Here is a 13,383-nt window from a genome sequence, read left to right on the forward strand (position 1 = left end):
AATGAACGAACGTTCATTCTATTCTTGACGAACAGTGAATGACCATTCATTCACTATAGTCCAATCGAAGAATCGAAGGACAGGATGAAGAGACGAATTTTTAGTAGTGTGGGTATCATCGCGGCCGCCGCGTTTCTGGCAGGGTGTGGTGAAAAACAGGGTGGAGGCTCTGCTCAGATGCAGATGCCTCCACCAACCGTTTCCGTGATGGAGGTGCAATCCGAGTCGGTCACCCTGACGCGCGAGTTGCCGGGACGGGCGGTTGCGTATTTGATGGCGGAAGTGCGCCCGCAAGTAAGCGGCATCGTGGAGGAGCGGCTTTTCGAGGAGGGCAGCGCCGTCGAGGCGGGGCAGGCCCTTTATCAGCTCGATGACGAAACGTACTTGGCGAGCTACAATATGGCCAAGGCAAATTTGGCGGCGGCCCAGGCGTCGCTTTCCATCGCTCGCACGGAGGCCATGCGTACGGAATCCCTCTACCAGAGCAAAGCGGTGAGTCAGCAGGAGCTGGACAATGACCGGGCTACCCTGCAGCAGGCGGAAGCCCAGCTCGCGGTCGCTGAGGCGTCGCTGGCCAATGCCAAGGTCGCTCTCGACCACAGCCGTATCGAATCTCCCATCAGTGGCATCATCGGCCGTTCTTCCGTCACCCAAGGAGCGCTGGTCACCGCCAATCAAGCCACCGCGCTGGCCACCGTGCATCAGCTCGATCCGATTTACGTAGACATCGCTCAATCCAGCGCCGAGCAGCTTCGTCTCCGTAAGGCCCTCTCGGAAGGCGACCTGCGAGGAGTCGACCTGCCGGTTAAGATCATTTTAGAGGACGGAACGACCTACGAGCATGCTGGCGAGATCGCTTTTTCGGAAGTGAGCGTCGATCGGCAGACGGGCGCCTACACCTTGCGGGTGGTGGTGCCGAATCCAGACGGATTGCTGCTTCCGGGCACTTATTTGAAAGCGGTGATTGGTGAGGGGATTCGCGAAAACGGAATCCTCATCCCGCAAAACGCGGTCTCCCGCGCCCCGAATGGCAGCACCTCCGTCATGGTGGTAGGCGCCGATAACACGGTGAGCGCTCGAGCGGTGGAAACCACTCAGTCGGTGGGCAATCAGTGGCTGATCAAGAGCGGCCTGCGAGCGGGCGACACTATCGTGACGAACGGGCTGCAGAAGGTGCGTCCCGGCATGAAAGTCAAGATCGCCGACTCCGCTGCCCCAGCAGCCAACGCCCACTAGGCACTTAGCCCTCACAGATTATGGCACGCTTTTTCATAGACAGACCCATCTTTTCCTGGGTCATCGCGCTGGTCATTATGATCGCTGGAGCCCTGGCGATGACCACGCTACCCATTTCCCGCTACCCGACCGTGGCCCCGCCATCGGTTTCGGTGAACGCGATGTATCCCGGCGCTTCCGCTCAGGTAGTGGAGGACTCCGTGACGCAGATTTTGGAGCAGAGTCTCACTGGACTCGATGGCCTGATTTACATGTCGGCCACCAGCGACTCCTCCGGTACTTCGACCATTACGCTCACCTTCGCCACCGGTACCGATCCTGACATCGCTCAGGTGCAGGTGCAGAACAAACTTCAGGCCGCCACGCCGCTGCTCCCTTCGGTGGTGCAGCAGCAGGGGGTAAACGTTACCAAGTCGGGCGAAGGCTTTCTTATGGTAGTCGGTTTCGTCTCCGAGGATGGGAGTATGGATCGGGTCGACGTGGCCGACTACCTGACGTCCAACATCGCCGACCAAATCGCTCGCGTCGACGGGGTGGGTGGCGCTCGTGTATTCGGCGGACAATACGCCATGCGCATCTGGCTCGATCCGAACGTGATCGACGCTTACGGTCTCACCGTGACCGATATCACCTCGGCGGTGACCGCTCAGAATCAGCAGGTATCGATCGGCCAGATCGGTGGCGCCCCGTACGTTGACGGGCAGAACGTCAACTTCAGCATCAATACCAAAGGCCGGCTCACTTCCGCTGACGAGTTCGAGCAGATCGTGGTGAGGAGCAATTCCGATGGCTCGTATTTGAAACTCAAGGACGTGGCCCGCGTGGAGCTGGGTGCGTCGCAATACGGGTTTGAAACGCATTACAATGGCAAGCAGGCCGCTGGCATGGCCATCTCTCTCGCTTCGGGAGCGAACGCTTTGGAAACCGCGTCGCGTGTGACCGATTTGCTCGACGAGTTGGAGCCGTACTTTCCCGAGAGCTTGCGGGCGGTGATTCCCTTCGACAATACGCCGTTCGTTCGCGTGGCCATCGAAGGCGTGGTGCACACTCTGATCGAGGCGGTGGTTTTGGTGTTCCTGGTCATGTTCCTTTTCTTGCAGAACTGGCGGGCGACCTTGATTCCGACCATCGCGATCCCGGTGGTGCTGCTCGGCACCTTCGGGGTGCTGGCGGTGCTCGGTTTTTCCATCAACATGCTCACCATGTTCGCCATGATTCTGGCCATCGGCCTGTTGGTGGACGACGCCATCGTGGTGGTGGAAAACGTGGAGCGACTTATGAGCGAAGAAGGCCTTTCGCCCAAGGAGGCTGCCAAGAAGTCGATGGATCAGATCACCGGCGCCTTGATCGGTATCGGCGTAGTTCTCTCCGCGGTGTTCGTTCCCATGGCCTTTCTGGGCGGAGCGACCGGCGTGATCTATCGCCAGTTTTCCGCCACCATCGTATCCGCCATGGCCCTGTCGGTGATCGTGGCCATCGTCTTCACGCCGGCTTTGTGCGCCACTATGCTCAAGCCGATCAAGAAGGGGCATCACGTCAAGGAGACCGGCTTCTTCGGCTGGTTCAACCGCATGTTCGACAAGAACAACGGCCGCTACCAAGGCGCGGTGCGCCGCATTATCTCGTATCGAAAAAGTGGATTCGTTGCCTTCCTAGCGGTAGTGGGATTGATGGCCTATTTCTTCCTGCGCTTGCCGACTAGCTTCCTTCCAAACGAGGACCAGGGATCGATCTACGTGCAGGTTATCGGTCCGGTGGGCAGCACTGCGGACAACACCTTGGAAGTCTTGAAGCAGGTCGAGGACTACATGCTTAACGAGGAGAAAGACGTGGTGGAGGAGCTCTTCACGGTGCAGGGCTTCAGTTTCGCCGGAGGCGGCCAGAGCAATGGTATGGGCTTCGTTAGTTTGAAAGACTGGAGCGAGCGCCCAAATCCTGAGCAAAGCGCCCAGGCGCTCGCCATGCGGGCTAGCATGGCCTTCAGCCAGATCCAGGGAGCGAGCGTATTCGCATTCGCCCCGCCGCCAATTACCGAGCTCGGCAACTCGACTGGCTTCACCCTTTACCTGAAGGACAACGCCGGGCAAGGGCACGAAGCGCTCATGGCGGCCCGTAACCAACTTTTGGGGATGGCAGCGCAGAATCCCAAGCTGACCAAAGTGCGTCCCAACGGACAGGAGGATACGCCGCAGCTGCGCGTCACCATCGATAACGCGAAGGCAAAGGCCCTCGGACTCTCCATCGCGGAGATCAACAACACGCTCGGCGTGGCCTGGGGCGGCCGCTACATCGACGACTTCATCGACCGTGGGCGCGTCAAGCGCGTCTACGTGCAGGCCGACGCTCCTTACCGTATGCAGCCGGAGGACTTCGAAAAGTGGTCCGTGCGCAACAGCAGCGGAGAGATGGTGCCGTTTTCCTCCTTTGGCTCGACTGAGTGGGCCTATGGCTCGCCGCGACTGGAGCGTTACAATGGCGTATCAGCGGTGCAGATCGTCGGAGAGGGCGTGCCCGGCGTGAGTTCGGGAGAGGCCATGCTCGAGATGGAGAAGATGGCCCAGCAGCTGCCAGAGGGATTCGGAATCGAGTGGACCGCCACTTCCTATCAGGAACGGCAAGCGGGCGATCAGACCACCTTGCTCTACGCTTTGTCGCTTATGATCGTTTTCCTCGCCCTCGCGGCGCTCTACGAAAGTTGGAGCATCCCGACGGCGGTGCTGCTCGCGGCCCCATTGGGAATCGTGGGAGCTGTATTGGCAAACATGGTACGCGGTTACGAGCGCGACGTTTATTTCCAGGTGGCGATGCTGACGACAGTCGGTCTCACGAGTAAGAACGCCATCCTCATTGTGGAGTTCGCGAAGGAGAACCTCGAGAGCGGCATGAAGCTTTTGGATGCGACCTTGCACGCGGTTCGCGACCGATTGCGTCCTATCTTGATGACGTCGCTAGCCTTTGGTCTGGGCGTAGTGCCGTTGGTGATCGCTGATGGCGCAGGGTCCGGCGCTCAGCGAGCGATCGGAACCGGAGTGCTTGGGGGCATGATCGTGGGCACCGCTCTTGGCATTTTCTTCGTGCCGCTTTTCTTCTTCCTCATCGAGCGCCTTTTTATCCGCAAAAAAGGACATCAGAGCCATGCATAAGAAATTGAATACATTGACTTTCGCCTTCGCGACGATCGCTCTGAGCGGATGCTCGACCCTGCAGCCGGAGATGCCAGAGGTCGACGCTCAGATAGGTACGGATCAGTCGATCCCAATGTCACAGGAGAATGAATACGAGTTGGGCGACGCAAGCGAACTGGAGTGGCGCAACGTCTTCAACGATCCGAAGCTCATGCAGCTTATTGAGCTGGCCTTGGAAAACAACCGGGATCTTCGCACGGCGACTCTTGACGTGGAACGAGCGCGAGCCCAGTACCGTATCCAACGAGCGGAGCGCATCCCGTCGGTGAACGGTAGCGGGGCCATGAATCGCCTAGGAGGAGACGGTCAGCCTGATGTCGAGCAGTATCAGGCTCAGGTTGGAGTGACGCAATTCGAGCTCGATCTCTTCGGCAGAATGAAGAGCCTCAGCGATGTCGCTTTGCGGAACTACCTCGCTACCGACGAAGCTCGCAAGAGCGTGCAGCTCAGCTTGATCGCGGAAGTTGCCAACGCCTATCTGACCCTTTCGATAGACTCCGAGCTGCTGCGACTGGCTGAGGCCACTTCCGCTAACTATGAGGAAAGCTATCAGATTTTCGAAAAGCGCTTCGAGTTGGGGGCGGTTTCCTCGCTGGAGCTCAGTCAGGCTCGGACCTTGCTCGCAAGCTCGAAGGCCGAGATCGCTACCTATCAAGGTCTCGTGCAGCTCGACAAGACCGCGCTCGCTGTGCTGGTGGGAAATAGGGTGAGCGAAGAGCTGTATCCTGATTACTTAGACTTGGATGTCAGCGGCTTGGCGCGATTGCCAGCTCGGCTTCCGTCGGAGGCGCTGTTGCGTCGCCCTGACATCCAACAATCTGAATACCTCCTGCAGGCCGCCAACGCCAACCTCGGCGCGGCGCGTGCCGCTTTCTTCCCTTCGATCAGTCTGACGGGTACGGTGGGCTCGCTGAGCGGCGACCTGTCCGATCTCTTCAGCGGCGGCACCGGCACCTGGAGCTTCATCCCTCAGGTGACGATGCCCATCTTTCAGGGCGGACGGCTGAAGGCCAATCGCGACGTGGCCGCCGTTGATCGGCAGATCGCTCTCGCCAGATATGAGAAGGCGATCCAGATCGGGTTTAAGGAAGTGGCGGACGCCCTCTACCAGAGTGTGACCTTGGAGGATCGCCGGGAGGCGTTGGAGGCGTTCGCCGAGTCGGCTGCTGAGACGGAGGCGCTTTCGCGCTCGCGATACGAAGCAGGGCAGGACAGTTATCTGAACTTGCTTGATGCCCAACGAACTCTCTATGGTGCCCGCCAAGCTCTGGTACAGGCTCAGCTGCAGGAGCAAGTCAATCGAATCAATCTTTATAAAGTTCTTGGGGGGGGATGGAATGCAGAGTCATGAGCTTGTCCGAAAAGGAGAATCCCCGCTCTCCCGAGCACCTGGAAGCCCAGCGTAACCGAATTTTGGATGCGTCGGAAGAATGCTTTATCAAATACGGCTTCCACGCCGCCAGCATGGCCCGCATCGCGGAGACGGCGGGTATCAGTCAGGGCTTGGCCTACCGCTATTTCAAGAATAAGAGCGCCATCATCCTAGCGATCATCGAGAGGCAGCTGGCGCAGCGAAACCTGCTCTCGGACGGTACCGAGTCGGTGGATGACTTTGCGGATAAAATCGTGGAGCTCGTGCGCGAGTGGTCGGCCCGCGAGGATGGCAAGATCAGCCCGGTGCTCTTTCTGGAGATGTGTTCCGAAGCCAGTCGGGACAAGGAGATCGAGGCGGCATTGGCCAAGGCGGATCAGACTTACAAGGAGGACTTCTCCGCCTGGATCAGAGGACTCGCCGAGCGCGAGGGAAAGGAAATGAGCGACTCGGAGATCGATCGTCGTTTCACCGCCCTGCAAGGGCTGGTGGAGGGCAGCGCCCTGCTCGCCGCGCGGCGCGGAGCTGGCAGGGAGAGCGAGGTCCTGCGCAACGAGATGCTCATCGCCTTCGTGAAGCAAACCTTGTCGGTGGACTGAGGTCGCCGGCGTTTTGGGGCAGATCGTTTGCTCGCGCAAGATCCACCGATTCATCGAGGGTGGTTACGTAAAGGTAATCTGCTTGATATCTATCGGCTATTACGTAGTTCATTCTGTCGATGCTCCCTTGTTTCCGTTCCCTTCCTCCCGTCGCCGTTCTTGGGGCGATCCTTCTTAGTTCAGTGACGTCCGCTGGCGATCTGCGAGTCTCGGGCGATAACTCCTACGGCCAGCTGGGAAATGGAGAGTCCGACTTTTATAACGAGTTCGTAAAGGTAGCCGAGAACGTGGAGAGCGTCTCGGTGGGCGGCGCCTTTGCGCTCTACATGGATAGCGAAGGCAAGCTTTGGCTGCTGGGTTGGAATTCGGTGGGCACGATCGACGATGCGAGCGATCTTGTTTTCGGTGAAACCTATGCCACGCCGACGTTTATCAGCGATAGGGTCACGCGCTTCGAGGCGGGCGATGTTTGGAATTTCTTTCAGTTCGAAAACGATGATCAGCTTTATTCGACCGGCATGTCTACGACGGGGGTGGACGGTTGGGGAATTCCGTTCACCAAGGATACGCCGACGCTTGTCGAGGGGGTGTCTGATATTGAAAAGGCGGTAGCCACCTACTACTCCGCATTGTTTCTCGATGCTGATGGTAGGCTCTATGGCAGGGGAGACTCTTCGCATCTTGGCTTCGACTTTTGGGTTGGCACTGACCTGCCTGTACAGTTTGCCGAAGGGGTGCTCGATATCGGTTTTGCTGGTGTCTTTGCCGCCTACCTCCACAGCAGTGGTGAACTTCGCAAAATGAAGTATTCCGGCGGGTATGAAGTCATCGATACGGGCGTGATCGCATTTTCCGCCAGTTCCGATGGGACTTTCTACTACCTCGATGGCGAGTCGAATCTCTACTCCCGTTCGTCACCTGCGACGGAGAAGACTTTCATCGCCGAGGGTGTGTCTTCGGTGTTGGCGGATGGGGAAGCTGTGTTTTACATTACGAGCGACAACGCTCTCTGGGCTTTGGGAGATAATCGCGCAGGCTTGATGGGAAAAGGCGATTTCGCCTTTGCATCAGAGCCTGTCAAAATCAGAAGCGACGTGAAGAGCATTTCAGCAAACGGCGAGACGCTCTACGTGGTCGAAGCGAACGGTGACTTGTATGCCGCTGGTTCCAACAGCAATTCCAAGATGGGGCTGCAGCTGTCGGCGACACCGCGCGACCCGATCGCCCTGGATGGGTTTTCTGCCAAGCGTGTAGAGGCGGGGTACGACAACCTGTTCTTCATCGATCATTCCGACGATCTGTACGGGCTGGGAAGAAACGATTTTGGCCAATTGGGTCTTGGCGATACCGATCATCGCAAATCCCCTCAACTCATCGCGAGTGGGGTGAAGCAGGTTTCCTTAAACGGCTTCAATACTGCCGGTTCTCATGCCGTGTACACGGATATTTCCGGTGATCTTTGGGGTATGGGTTCAAATAGCTTTTTCCAAATCAGCGATGAGGGCGGCGAATACCATTCCCCTCAGCTGATTGAATCAGAAGTGAGTGCAGCGATCGCCGACACTGACCAAACCGCCTACCTAAAAAAGGACGGTACGCTTTGGCTTCGAGGTGGATACGAAACGGGAGCCCGGAAGATCGCTGAAGGCGTAGCCGATTTCGACGTGGAGGCAGTGTTGTTCTACCTCACCGAGGATGGGGATCTCGTCACTCGAGACGAAGGCTTCATTTCTCGGTACAAGACTGAAAACGGCATCAACAACTGGGAATCGATCGAGAGCCTAGTGATCGACACGGAAGTAAAGAGCCTTGATGCGGAGCGAGCGGTTGTGGCCTACATCAAAGAAGATGCTTCGCTTTGGATCTCGGGAGCGAGAGGGTTTATCGCTGACGGCGACTACGTCGTCGAACCACTGAAGATCGATACTGACGTCGAAAAGGTATCGTTTTCGGGCACTTCCATGCTGTATCAGAAGCTTGATGGAACCATGTGGTTGATCGCGAAGGATATTTCGTATTATCCATCTGAATACGAAAATGTTTCCGATGTCCCTGTTCAGGTGTTTGACGATCTCATTGTAACCGGGTTCTCGGTGGGCGAAACCAATACAGCTATCCTAGTCGATCTGCCTTACCCTCCGGTGATCGAAGAAACGGTTCTGCAAAGCTCGGAGTCCGTGGCGCCTGGCGATGTTGTAACGCTCGAGGTCGATATAACGGGTACGTACTCGGAAATCGATTGGTACGAAGGAGACGTTGGCGACAAGTCGAAGCCGTTGATCGGGAAAAATGGGAGCAGCGCCGTAGTGTATCCACTCCTCTCAACTCGATACTGGGTTGAGGTTTCGAACGCCTATGGTTCGGCCCAGTCCGAAGCATCAGTCGAGGTTGCAGTCGACAATCCCGCGTATGGTACTTGGGCCCAGAGCTTCGGTTTAGAAGGCGCGCACGCCCGCTACGCCGACGACTTTGACCATGATGGAAATCCAAACCTGCTTGAATTCGCCTATGATCTGGATCCCACGAAAGCTGATCCTGTTCCTTGGTCGATCGAGCTAAAGCTCGATGAGAACGCCTGTGTGTTCTCCATCCGAAACATGGAGAAGCAAGGGATTGTCGCTGCCGTTCAGGCACTCGAGGTTGAATCCAAGGATTGGATACTGGTGGGTGAAGCACCTGATCTCGAAGTATTGGAAGGCGACGAAAGTATAGAAGTCGTCGTGCCGCTGGCATCGCTTGCTCAGTTTCTCCTTCGCCTGAAATTGGAACTTGAGTAGAACCACTGAGCCTGATCGCTGACGGTGTCTGGAAAGTAGATAGGGAGCGGCGGCTGGCTATTTGTAGTTGATCCTACGGTACAGGGTTTCGATGCCGCTGTACACCCCGAAAGCGATGAAGCCCATAGCGAGAGCGCCGAGCAGGTAAGGTCCGAAGACTTGCTGGGAGAGGGTGGAAAAGACGTCCTTGAGCCCACCGGCTTTGTCGGGGTCTTGCGAGACGGCGGCGTAGATGAACATGCCTGAGATGACGCTGAAAGCGAATCCTCGGGCGGATAGGCCGAAGCGGCAGATGGGGTTTAGCCGTTTCATGGTCTCGGAATCGACGTCGAAGAAGTCCTTGTAGTTTTCCTGGTAGGCTTTGATCCAGTGGGCGATCCCTACCGCTGCGATAGCTAGACCGAGCGCGACCACCAGCCACGGACCTCCAGGGAGAGCGAGCAGGGAAGCGACTACGCTTTCATTGGATTCGCCGCCGGAACTGGAGCTCAGGTTGAGCGCCATTCTGGCGGTGGTGTAGGCGAGAAAGAGATGCGTCACGGCGCTGATGAAAAGGGCGCCGCGCACCAGCGTACCCATAGCGTCGTGTCCGTGTCCGTCCGCATCGAGAAGCGCTTGGAATAGTCGCCAGACGGCGTAGCCCACCAGAGCCGCTGCCACGGCCCACAGGATCGCCGCTCCCCCGGGGGCTTCGAAGAGTTGCTTGAGGGCGCCTTCGGAATCGGTCTTTTTGCCGCCTTGACCGATGGCCTGAAGAAAGGCCAGTCCGCCGATGATGGCGTAGAGCAGTCCGCGGGCGCCGTAGCCTGATTTGGCGAGCACGACCAGCCAGATCGGGGCACGGCCATTGGTTTCCTGGCTCATGGGTTCGGGGTGTCTTGCGGTTTCGGCACGAGGACCCGCAGCGCTTGGCGTTTGAGATCGAACTGGGCCGGAAGCTTCAGATCCATGAGCTCGCCATCGATCGATACCTTGGTGGACCTTTTTCCCTTAACGGAGATTTCCATCGAGCTGGCGCTTTCCATGAGCATGTCAGGGTCTTGCTTGGTGTGGCCGGTCAAGAAGCGGAAGGCCATCTTGACGTTGGACCAGCGTGACTGATGGTTCGAAATGTAGAGACGGCATTTTCCGGACGAAAGACCTTCGCGGCTTGGAAGGAGGCCAAACTCGTCTTCGTACTCGCCCGGCACGATCAGTAGTAGGCGAGTGGATACGTTTTTCTCGCCGCCCGATTCAGTCTTTATTTTGATGCGGTAGCGTGGCGAGCGGAAATAGGCGGTGGCGAGCTGACCGCTCAGCCTGAAGAATTTCATCCACCACTTGCTGCCGTGAAACTCATCGGCCCGGTTGAGAAGCTCCGGATAGACGCCGATAATCGTCAGGCACAAGCAGGTCCATCCGTTGATCTCCAGCACGTCGATGTCTCTAAACTCCCCGGGATGCAGGGACCTGACTGTTTCGAGGGGATCAAGTGGCGCGCCTAGATCGCGAGCGGCTAGATTGAGTGTGCCGCAGGGAAGGATGCCAAGGGGCGTTTTCGTATTGCGCAACTGGTTGGCGATCGAGGTGGTGGTGCCGTCTCCGCCGCCCGCGATGATGGCGTCGCACTGGCTTTGGATCGCTCGGTCCACGGTGGCTTGAATTTCGTCGCCTTGGACCAGATGAAGCTCGGGCGACCAGCCGTTCGCCTTCAGGGCCTCGAGCAGCTCGGCCTCGAAGCGCTCGGACCAGAGTTCGGAAAGCGTGCCGGACTGCAGGTTGAGGATCACGGCGCAGCGAGCTGGCTTGGTTTCGAGTGATGAGGAGTCGGCGCTCGGCGATGCGTTGGTGGTCGCGTTCATGCAGGTCGGGTGATGGCAGCCTATTGCGTATCTCGCGCCACTCGGTGGCGAAATCAGTTCGGGGGGTGCCGCCAGAGTTTCCTTGGCCGCCTTGCGAGGTCTTGCTCGACGCTTCGATTGCAAACTGCACCGAAATGAAGAGTCGCCCTATGCGTTGCGCGACGTTTGGGCGGGTGAAGGGGGTGCGGGTTGTTCGAGGCCCGAGCTTTCCGTTTCTTGGCGCGGCAGGAAGAGTCGAGCGATGATGACCCAAAGAATCGCCCAGGCGGCGCCAGCGCTCCAGCCGGCGAGGACGTCGGAAGGCCAGTGCACGCCAAGGTACAGCCGCGATAGGCCCACCAGAATGGCCAAGGCGATGGAAGTCCCGATCAGGAAGGATTTGACCAGCAGACGCGGCTGGGAGTTGGCCAGCATCGCCCCAAGGCTGAGGTAGATCACTGCCGAAAGCAGCGAGTGTCCGCTGGGGAAACTGGCGGTCAGCACATGCATCTCGTGTGGGACGAGATCTGGACGAGCTCGATCGTAGAGCCCCTTCAAGCCTTGGCTCAATGCGACGCCTGATAGGGCGCAAAGCAGGAAGAGCAGGCTGGTTCTCCGCTTGCCGATCAGCATGAGGAAAACCAAGGTGCCGACGCTCGCGAGGAGCAGGATGGCGAGGCTGCCCAGGGCGGTGATGTCCCGTGCCGCTTCTTCGAACCAGATCGGACCGATCGGGTCTGAGGTATCGTCGGCCTCCCGCAAGCTGAGCAGGATCGCTTCGTCGAACTGCTTGGTATCGTCCTCAGCCACCTCGTCCGCGACTTCGATGAAACCCCAGGCTCCCATGGCGCAGAGCATGGCGAGCACGAGATTCTTGAAGGGCTTGGGTTGGATGCGTCGCAGGGCGTTTTTCATGGCTTTTCAGGAAACCGTTCACGCAAACCCTGCGCCATAGGTGGATTTTCCGGCGAGGGCGGCCTGCGAGAAAGGCGCGTTTCATGCGTGATCGACTTCCTGTGTACCGACGAGCCGTTTCCCTTTTCCTTTTCGCGATTCAGTCGCTCCTTCCATTGCCTGCCATCGGGCAGGAAACTCCGGCTGTCGCGGAGCGTCCCGACCAGGCGGTGGAGGAGGATCTGAGAGATCGCCTGTCCGAGGTGGAGGGAATGCAAGGCGTGCAAGCCGATTACGAGGGGGGCATCGTGACCTTGTCCGGAAAGGTCGACGACTCGTCGCTGCGCGTCTCCGCGGAGGAAATCGCCCAGGCCCTGCCTTCGGTGGTGGAGGTGAAGAACGAGCTGGTGCTGGGCGGCAAGGTTAGCGATCGGGTGGGCAACGCTCTGGACAGGAGCCTGTTGAAGCTGCAGATGGCGGTAGGATACTTGCCGCTCTTCGTGGTGGCGGTGGTGGTGGTGATCCTGTTCGCTTGGATGGGTGGTATTCTAGCTCGCTCCGGAGTGCCGCGTCGCTTCGTCGGGGGAAATCGCTTCCTGCAGGAGATCGCTTCGCAAGGGCTGAAGGTGGGGGTCTTTCTGATCGGGCTGGTCATCGCTCTGGATCTGCTGGACGCCACGGCGTTGGTAGGAGCGGTGTTCGGGGCCGCGGGCGTGGCGGGCTTGGCCATCGGTTTCGCGTTTCGCGATTTGATCGAGAACTACGTGGCGAGTCTGCTGCTGAGCGTTCGACGACCGTTTAAGCCCAACGATCACGTGGTGATCGACGGACAGGAAGGGCGAGTGATCAGCCTGAGTACGCGGGCGACGATTTTGATGACCCTTGACGGGAATCACCTGAGGCTGCCGAATAGCCTAGTATTCAAAAGTGTGATACTGAACTACACCACCAATGCGGAGCGTCGTTTCGACTTCGTGGTGGGCGTAGGCGTGGAGGAGGACCTGAACGCGGCTCAGGAGCTCGGCGTAGCGACTTTGTCGGATATGGCCGGCGTGATGGAGGATCCACCGCCTTGGGCCATGATCGCGTCGCTGGCTGACTCCAGCGTGAGCATTCAGTTCTTTGGCTGGGTGGATCAGTCAGCATTCAGCTATGCCAAAGTGCGCAGCGAAGCGATCCGATTGGTCAAGAGCCGATTGGAAAGCGCTGGCATGGACCTGCCCGAGCCCATTCATCGCGTGCGGCTGGAAAACTGGAGCCCTGCTCAGACTCCGCCCGCTGCGACGAAGCGGGATTCGAGCTCGAAGCCGGATCCCGACAGGCGATTGCAGCAAGGCGACGTGTCGCGTGACGACGCCATCGAACGACAAGTCAAGGAAGAGGCCAGCAAGGCGGGCAGTCGCAACCTGCTGCTCGACGACGCCCCGCCGGAATAGCCGTCATCGACTTGTAGGGGTGAAGCAACTACGGTCTCCTCGCTTTTCGAGATACGCGCCTGTT

Annotated in this window: 9 protein-coding genes; 6 read left to right on the forward strand and 3 right to left on the reverse strand. The window is 58.4% G+C overall.

What is annotated here, in order from left to right:
- Positions 1–84 precede the first annotated feature (84 nt).
- From QEH54_RS10210 to QEH54_RS10230, 5 genes are all read left to right on the forward strand, one after another.
- The gene (locus tag QEH54_RS10210; protein ID WP_309018570.1) at positions 85–1,236 is read left to right on the forward strand and encodes an efflux RND transporter periplasmic adaptor subunit; all 1,152 of its coding nucleotides are present in this window, start codon (positions 85–87) and stop codon (positions 1,234–1,236) included.
- Positions 1,237–1,256: 20 nt separating this feature from the next.
- Positions 1,257–4,379 carry an efflux RND transporter permease subunit gene (locus tag QEH54_RS10215; RefSeq protein WP_309018571.1) on the forward strand — a complete coding sequence of 1,041 codons (3,123 nt, stop codon included), beginning with the start codon at positions 1,257–1,259 and terminating at the stop codon, positions 4,377–4,379.
- Positions 4,372–5,772 carry an efflux transporter outer membrane subunit gene (locus QEH54_RS10220; RefSeq protein ID WP_309018572.1) on the forward strand — a complete coding sequence of 467 codons (1,401 nt, stop codon included), beginning with the start codon at positions 4,372–4,374 and terminating at the stop codon, positions 5,770–5,772. Before QEH54_RS10215 ends, QEH54_RS10220 begins: the two co-directional genes overlap by 8 nt.
- On the forward strand, positions 5,769–6,392 hold the full coding sequence (locus QEH54_RS10225) for a helix-turn-helix domain-containing protein (RefSeq protein WP_309018573.1): 624 nt from the start codon (positions 5,769–5,771) through the stop codon (positions 6,390–6,392). The genes QEH54_RS10220 and QEH54_RS10225 overlap by 4 nt, the downstream gene beginning before the upstream one ends.
- 182 nt (positions 6,393–6,574) lie before the next feature.
- Entirely contained in the window at positions 6,575–9,169 is a 2,595-nt protein-coding gene (locus QEH54_RS10230; protein ID WP_309018574.1) for a hypothetical protein, read from the forward strand.
- 57 nt (positions 9,170–9,226) lie between these two features.
- On the opposite strand, the gene QEH54_RS10235 is transcribed toward QEH54_RS10230, so the two are convergent.
- From QEH54_RS10235 to QEH54_RS10245, 3 genes are all read right to left on the reverse strand, one after another.
- Positions 9,227–10,033, reverse strand: a complete 807-nt coding sequence (locus QEH54_RS10235; RefSeq protein ID WP_309018575.1) for a DUF1206 domain-containing protein — start codon at positions 10,031–10,033, stop codon at positions 9,227–9,229.
- Positions 10,030–11,010 (reverse strand): diacylglycerol kinase family protein, encoded by a 981-nt coding sequence (locus tag QEH54_RS10240; RefSeq protein ID WP_309018576.1) that lies wholly within the window; start codon positions 11,008–11,010, stop codon positions 10,030–10,032. The genes QEH54_RS10235 and QEH54_RS10240 overlap by 4 nt, the downstream gene beginning before the upstream one ends.
- Before the next feature lie 147 nt (positions 11,011–11,157).
- Complete coding sequence (locus tag QEH54_RS10245; RefSeq protein ID WP_309018577.1) at positions 11,158–11,904, reverse strand: phosphatase PAP2 family protein; 747 nt, start codon at positions 11,902–11,904, stop codon at positions 11,158–11,160.
- Between the two features lie 83 nt (positions 11,905–11,987).
- On the opposite strand from QEH54_RS10245, the gene QEH54_RS10250 reads away from it, so the two are divergent.
- On the forward strand, positions 11,988–13,319 hold the full coding sequence (locus tag QEH54_RS10250; RefSeq protein ID WP_309018578.1) for a mechanosensitive ion channel family protein: 1,332 nt from the start codon (positions 11,988–11,990) through the stop codon (positions 13,317–13,319).
- Positions 13,320–13,383 lie beyond the last annotated feature (64 nt).

The organism is Pelagicoccus sp. SDUM812003 (assembly GCF_031127815.1).
GTDB lineage: Bacteria > Verrucomicrobiota > Verrucomicrobiia > Opitutales > Opitutaceae > Pelagicoccus.

Excerpts from the sequence above, each read along its gene's own strand:
- QEH54_RS10250 (WP_309018578.1), top strand. The coding sequence starts at position 11,988 with ATGCGTGATCGACTTCCTGTGTACCGACGAGCCGTTTCCCTTTTCCTT.
- QEH54_RS10210 (WP_309018570.1), top strand. The coding sequence starts at position 85 with ATGAAGAGACGAATTTTTAGTAGTGTGGGTATCATCGCGGCCGCCGCG.
- QEH54_RS10215 (WP_309018571.1), top strand. The coding sequence starts at position 1,257 with ATGGCACGCTTTTTCATAGACAGACCCATCTTTTCCTGGGTCATCGCG.
- QEH54_RS10220 (WP_309018572.1), top strand. The coding sequence starts at position 4,372 with ATGCATAAGAAATTGAATACATTGACTTTCGCCTTCGCGACGATCGCT.
- QEH54_RS10225 (WP_309018573.1), top strand. The coding sequence starts at position 5,769 with ATGAGCTTGTCCGAAAAGGAGAATCCCCGCTCTCCCGAGCACCTGGAA.
- QEH54_RS10235 (WP_309018575.1), bottom strand. The coding sequence starts at position 10,033 with ATGAGCCAGGAAACCAATGGCCGTGCCCCGATCTGGCTGGTCGTGCTC.
- QEH54_RS10240 (WP_309018576.1), bottom strand. The coding sequence starts at position 11,010 with ATGAACGCGACCACCAACGCATCGCCGAGCGCCGACTCCTCATCACTC.
- QEH54_RS10245 (WP_309018577.1), bottom strand. The coding sequence starts at position 11,904 with ATGAAAAACGCCCTGCGACGCATCCAACCCAAGCCCTTCAAGAATCTC.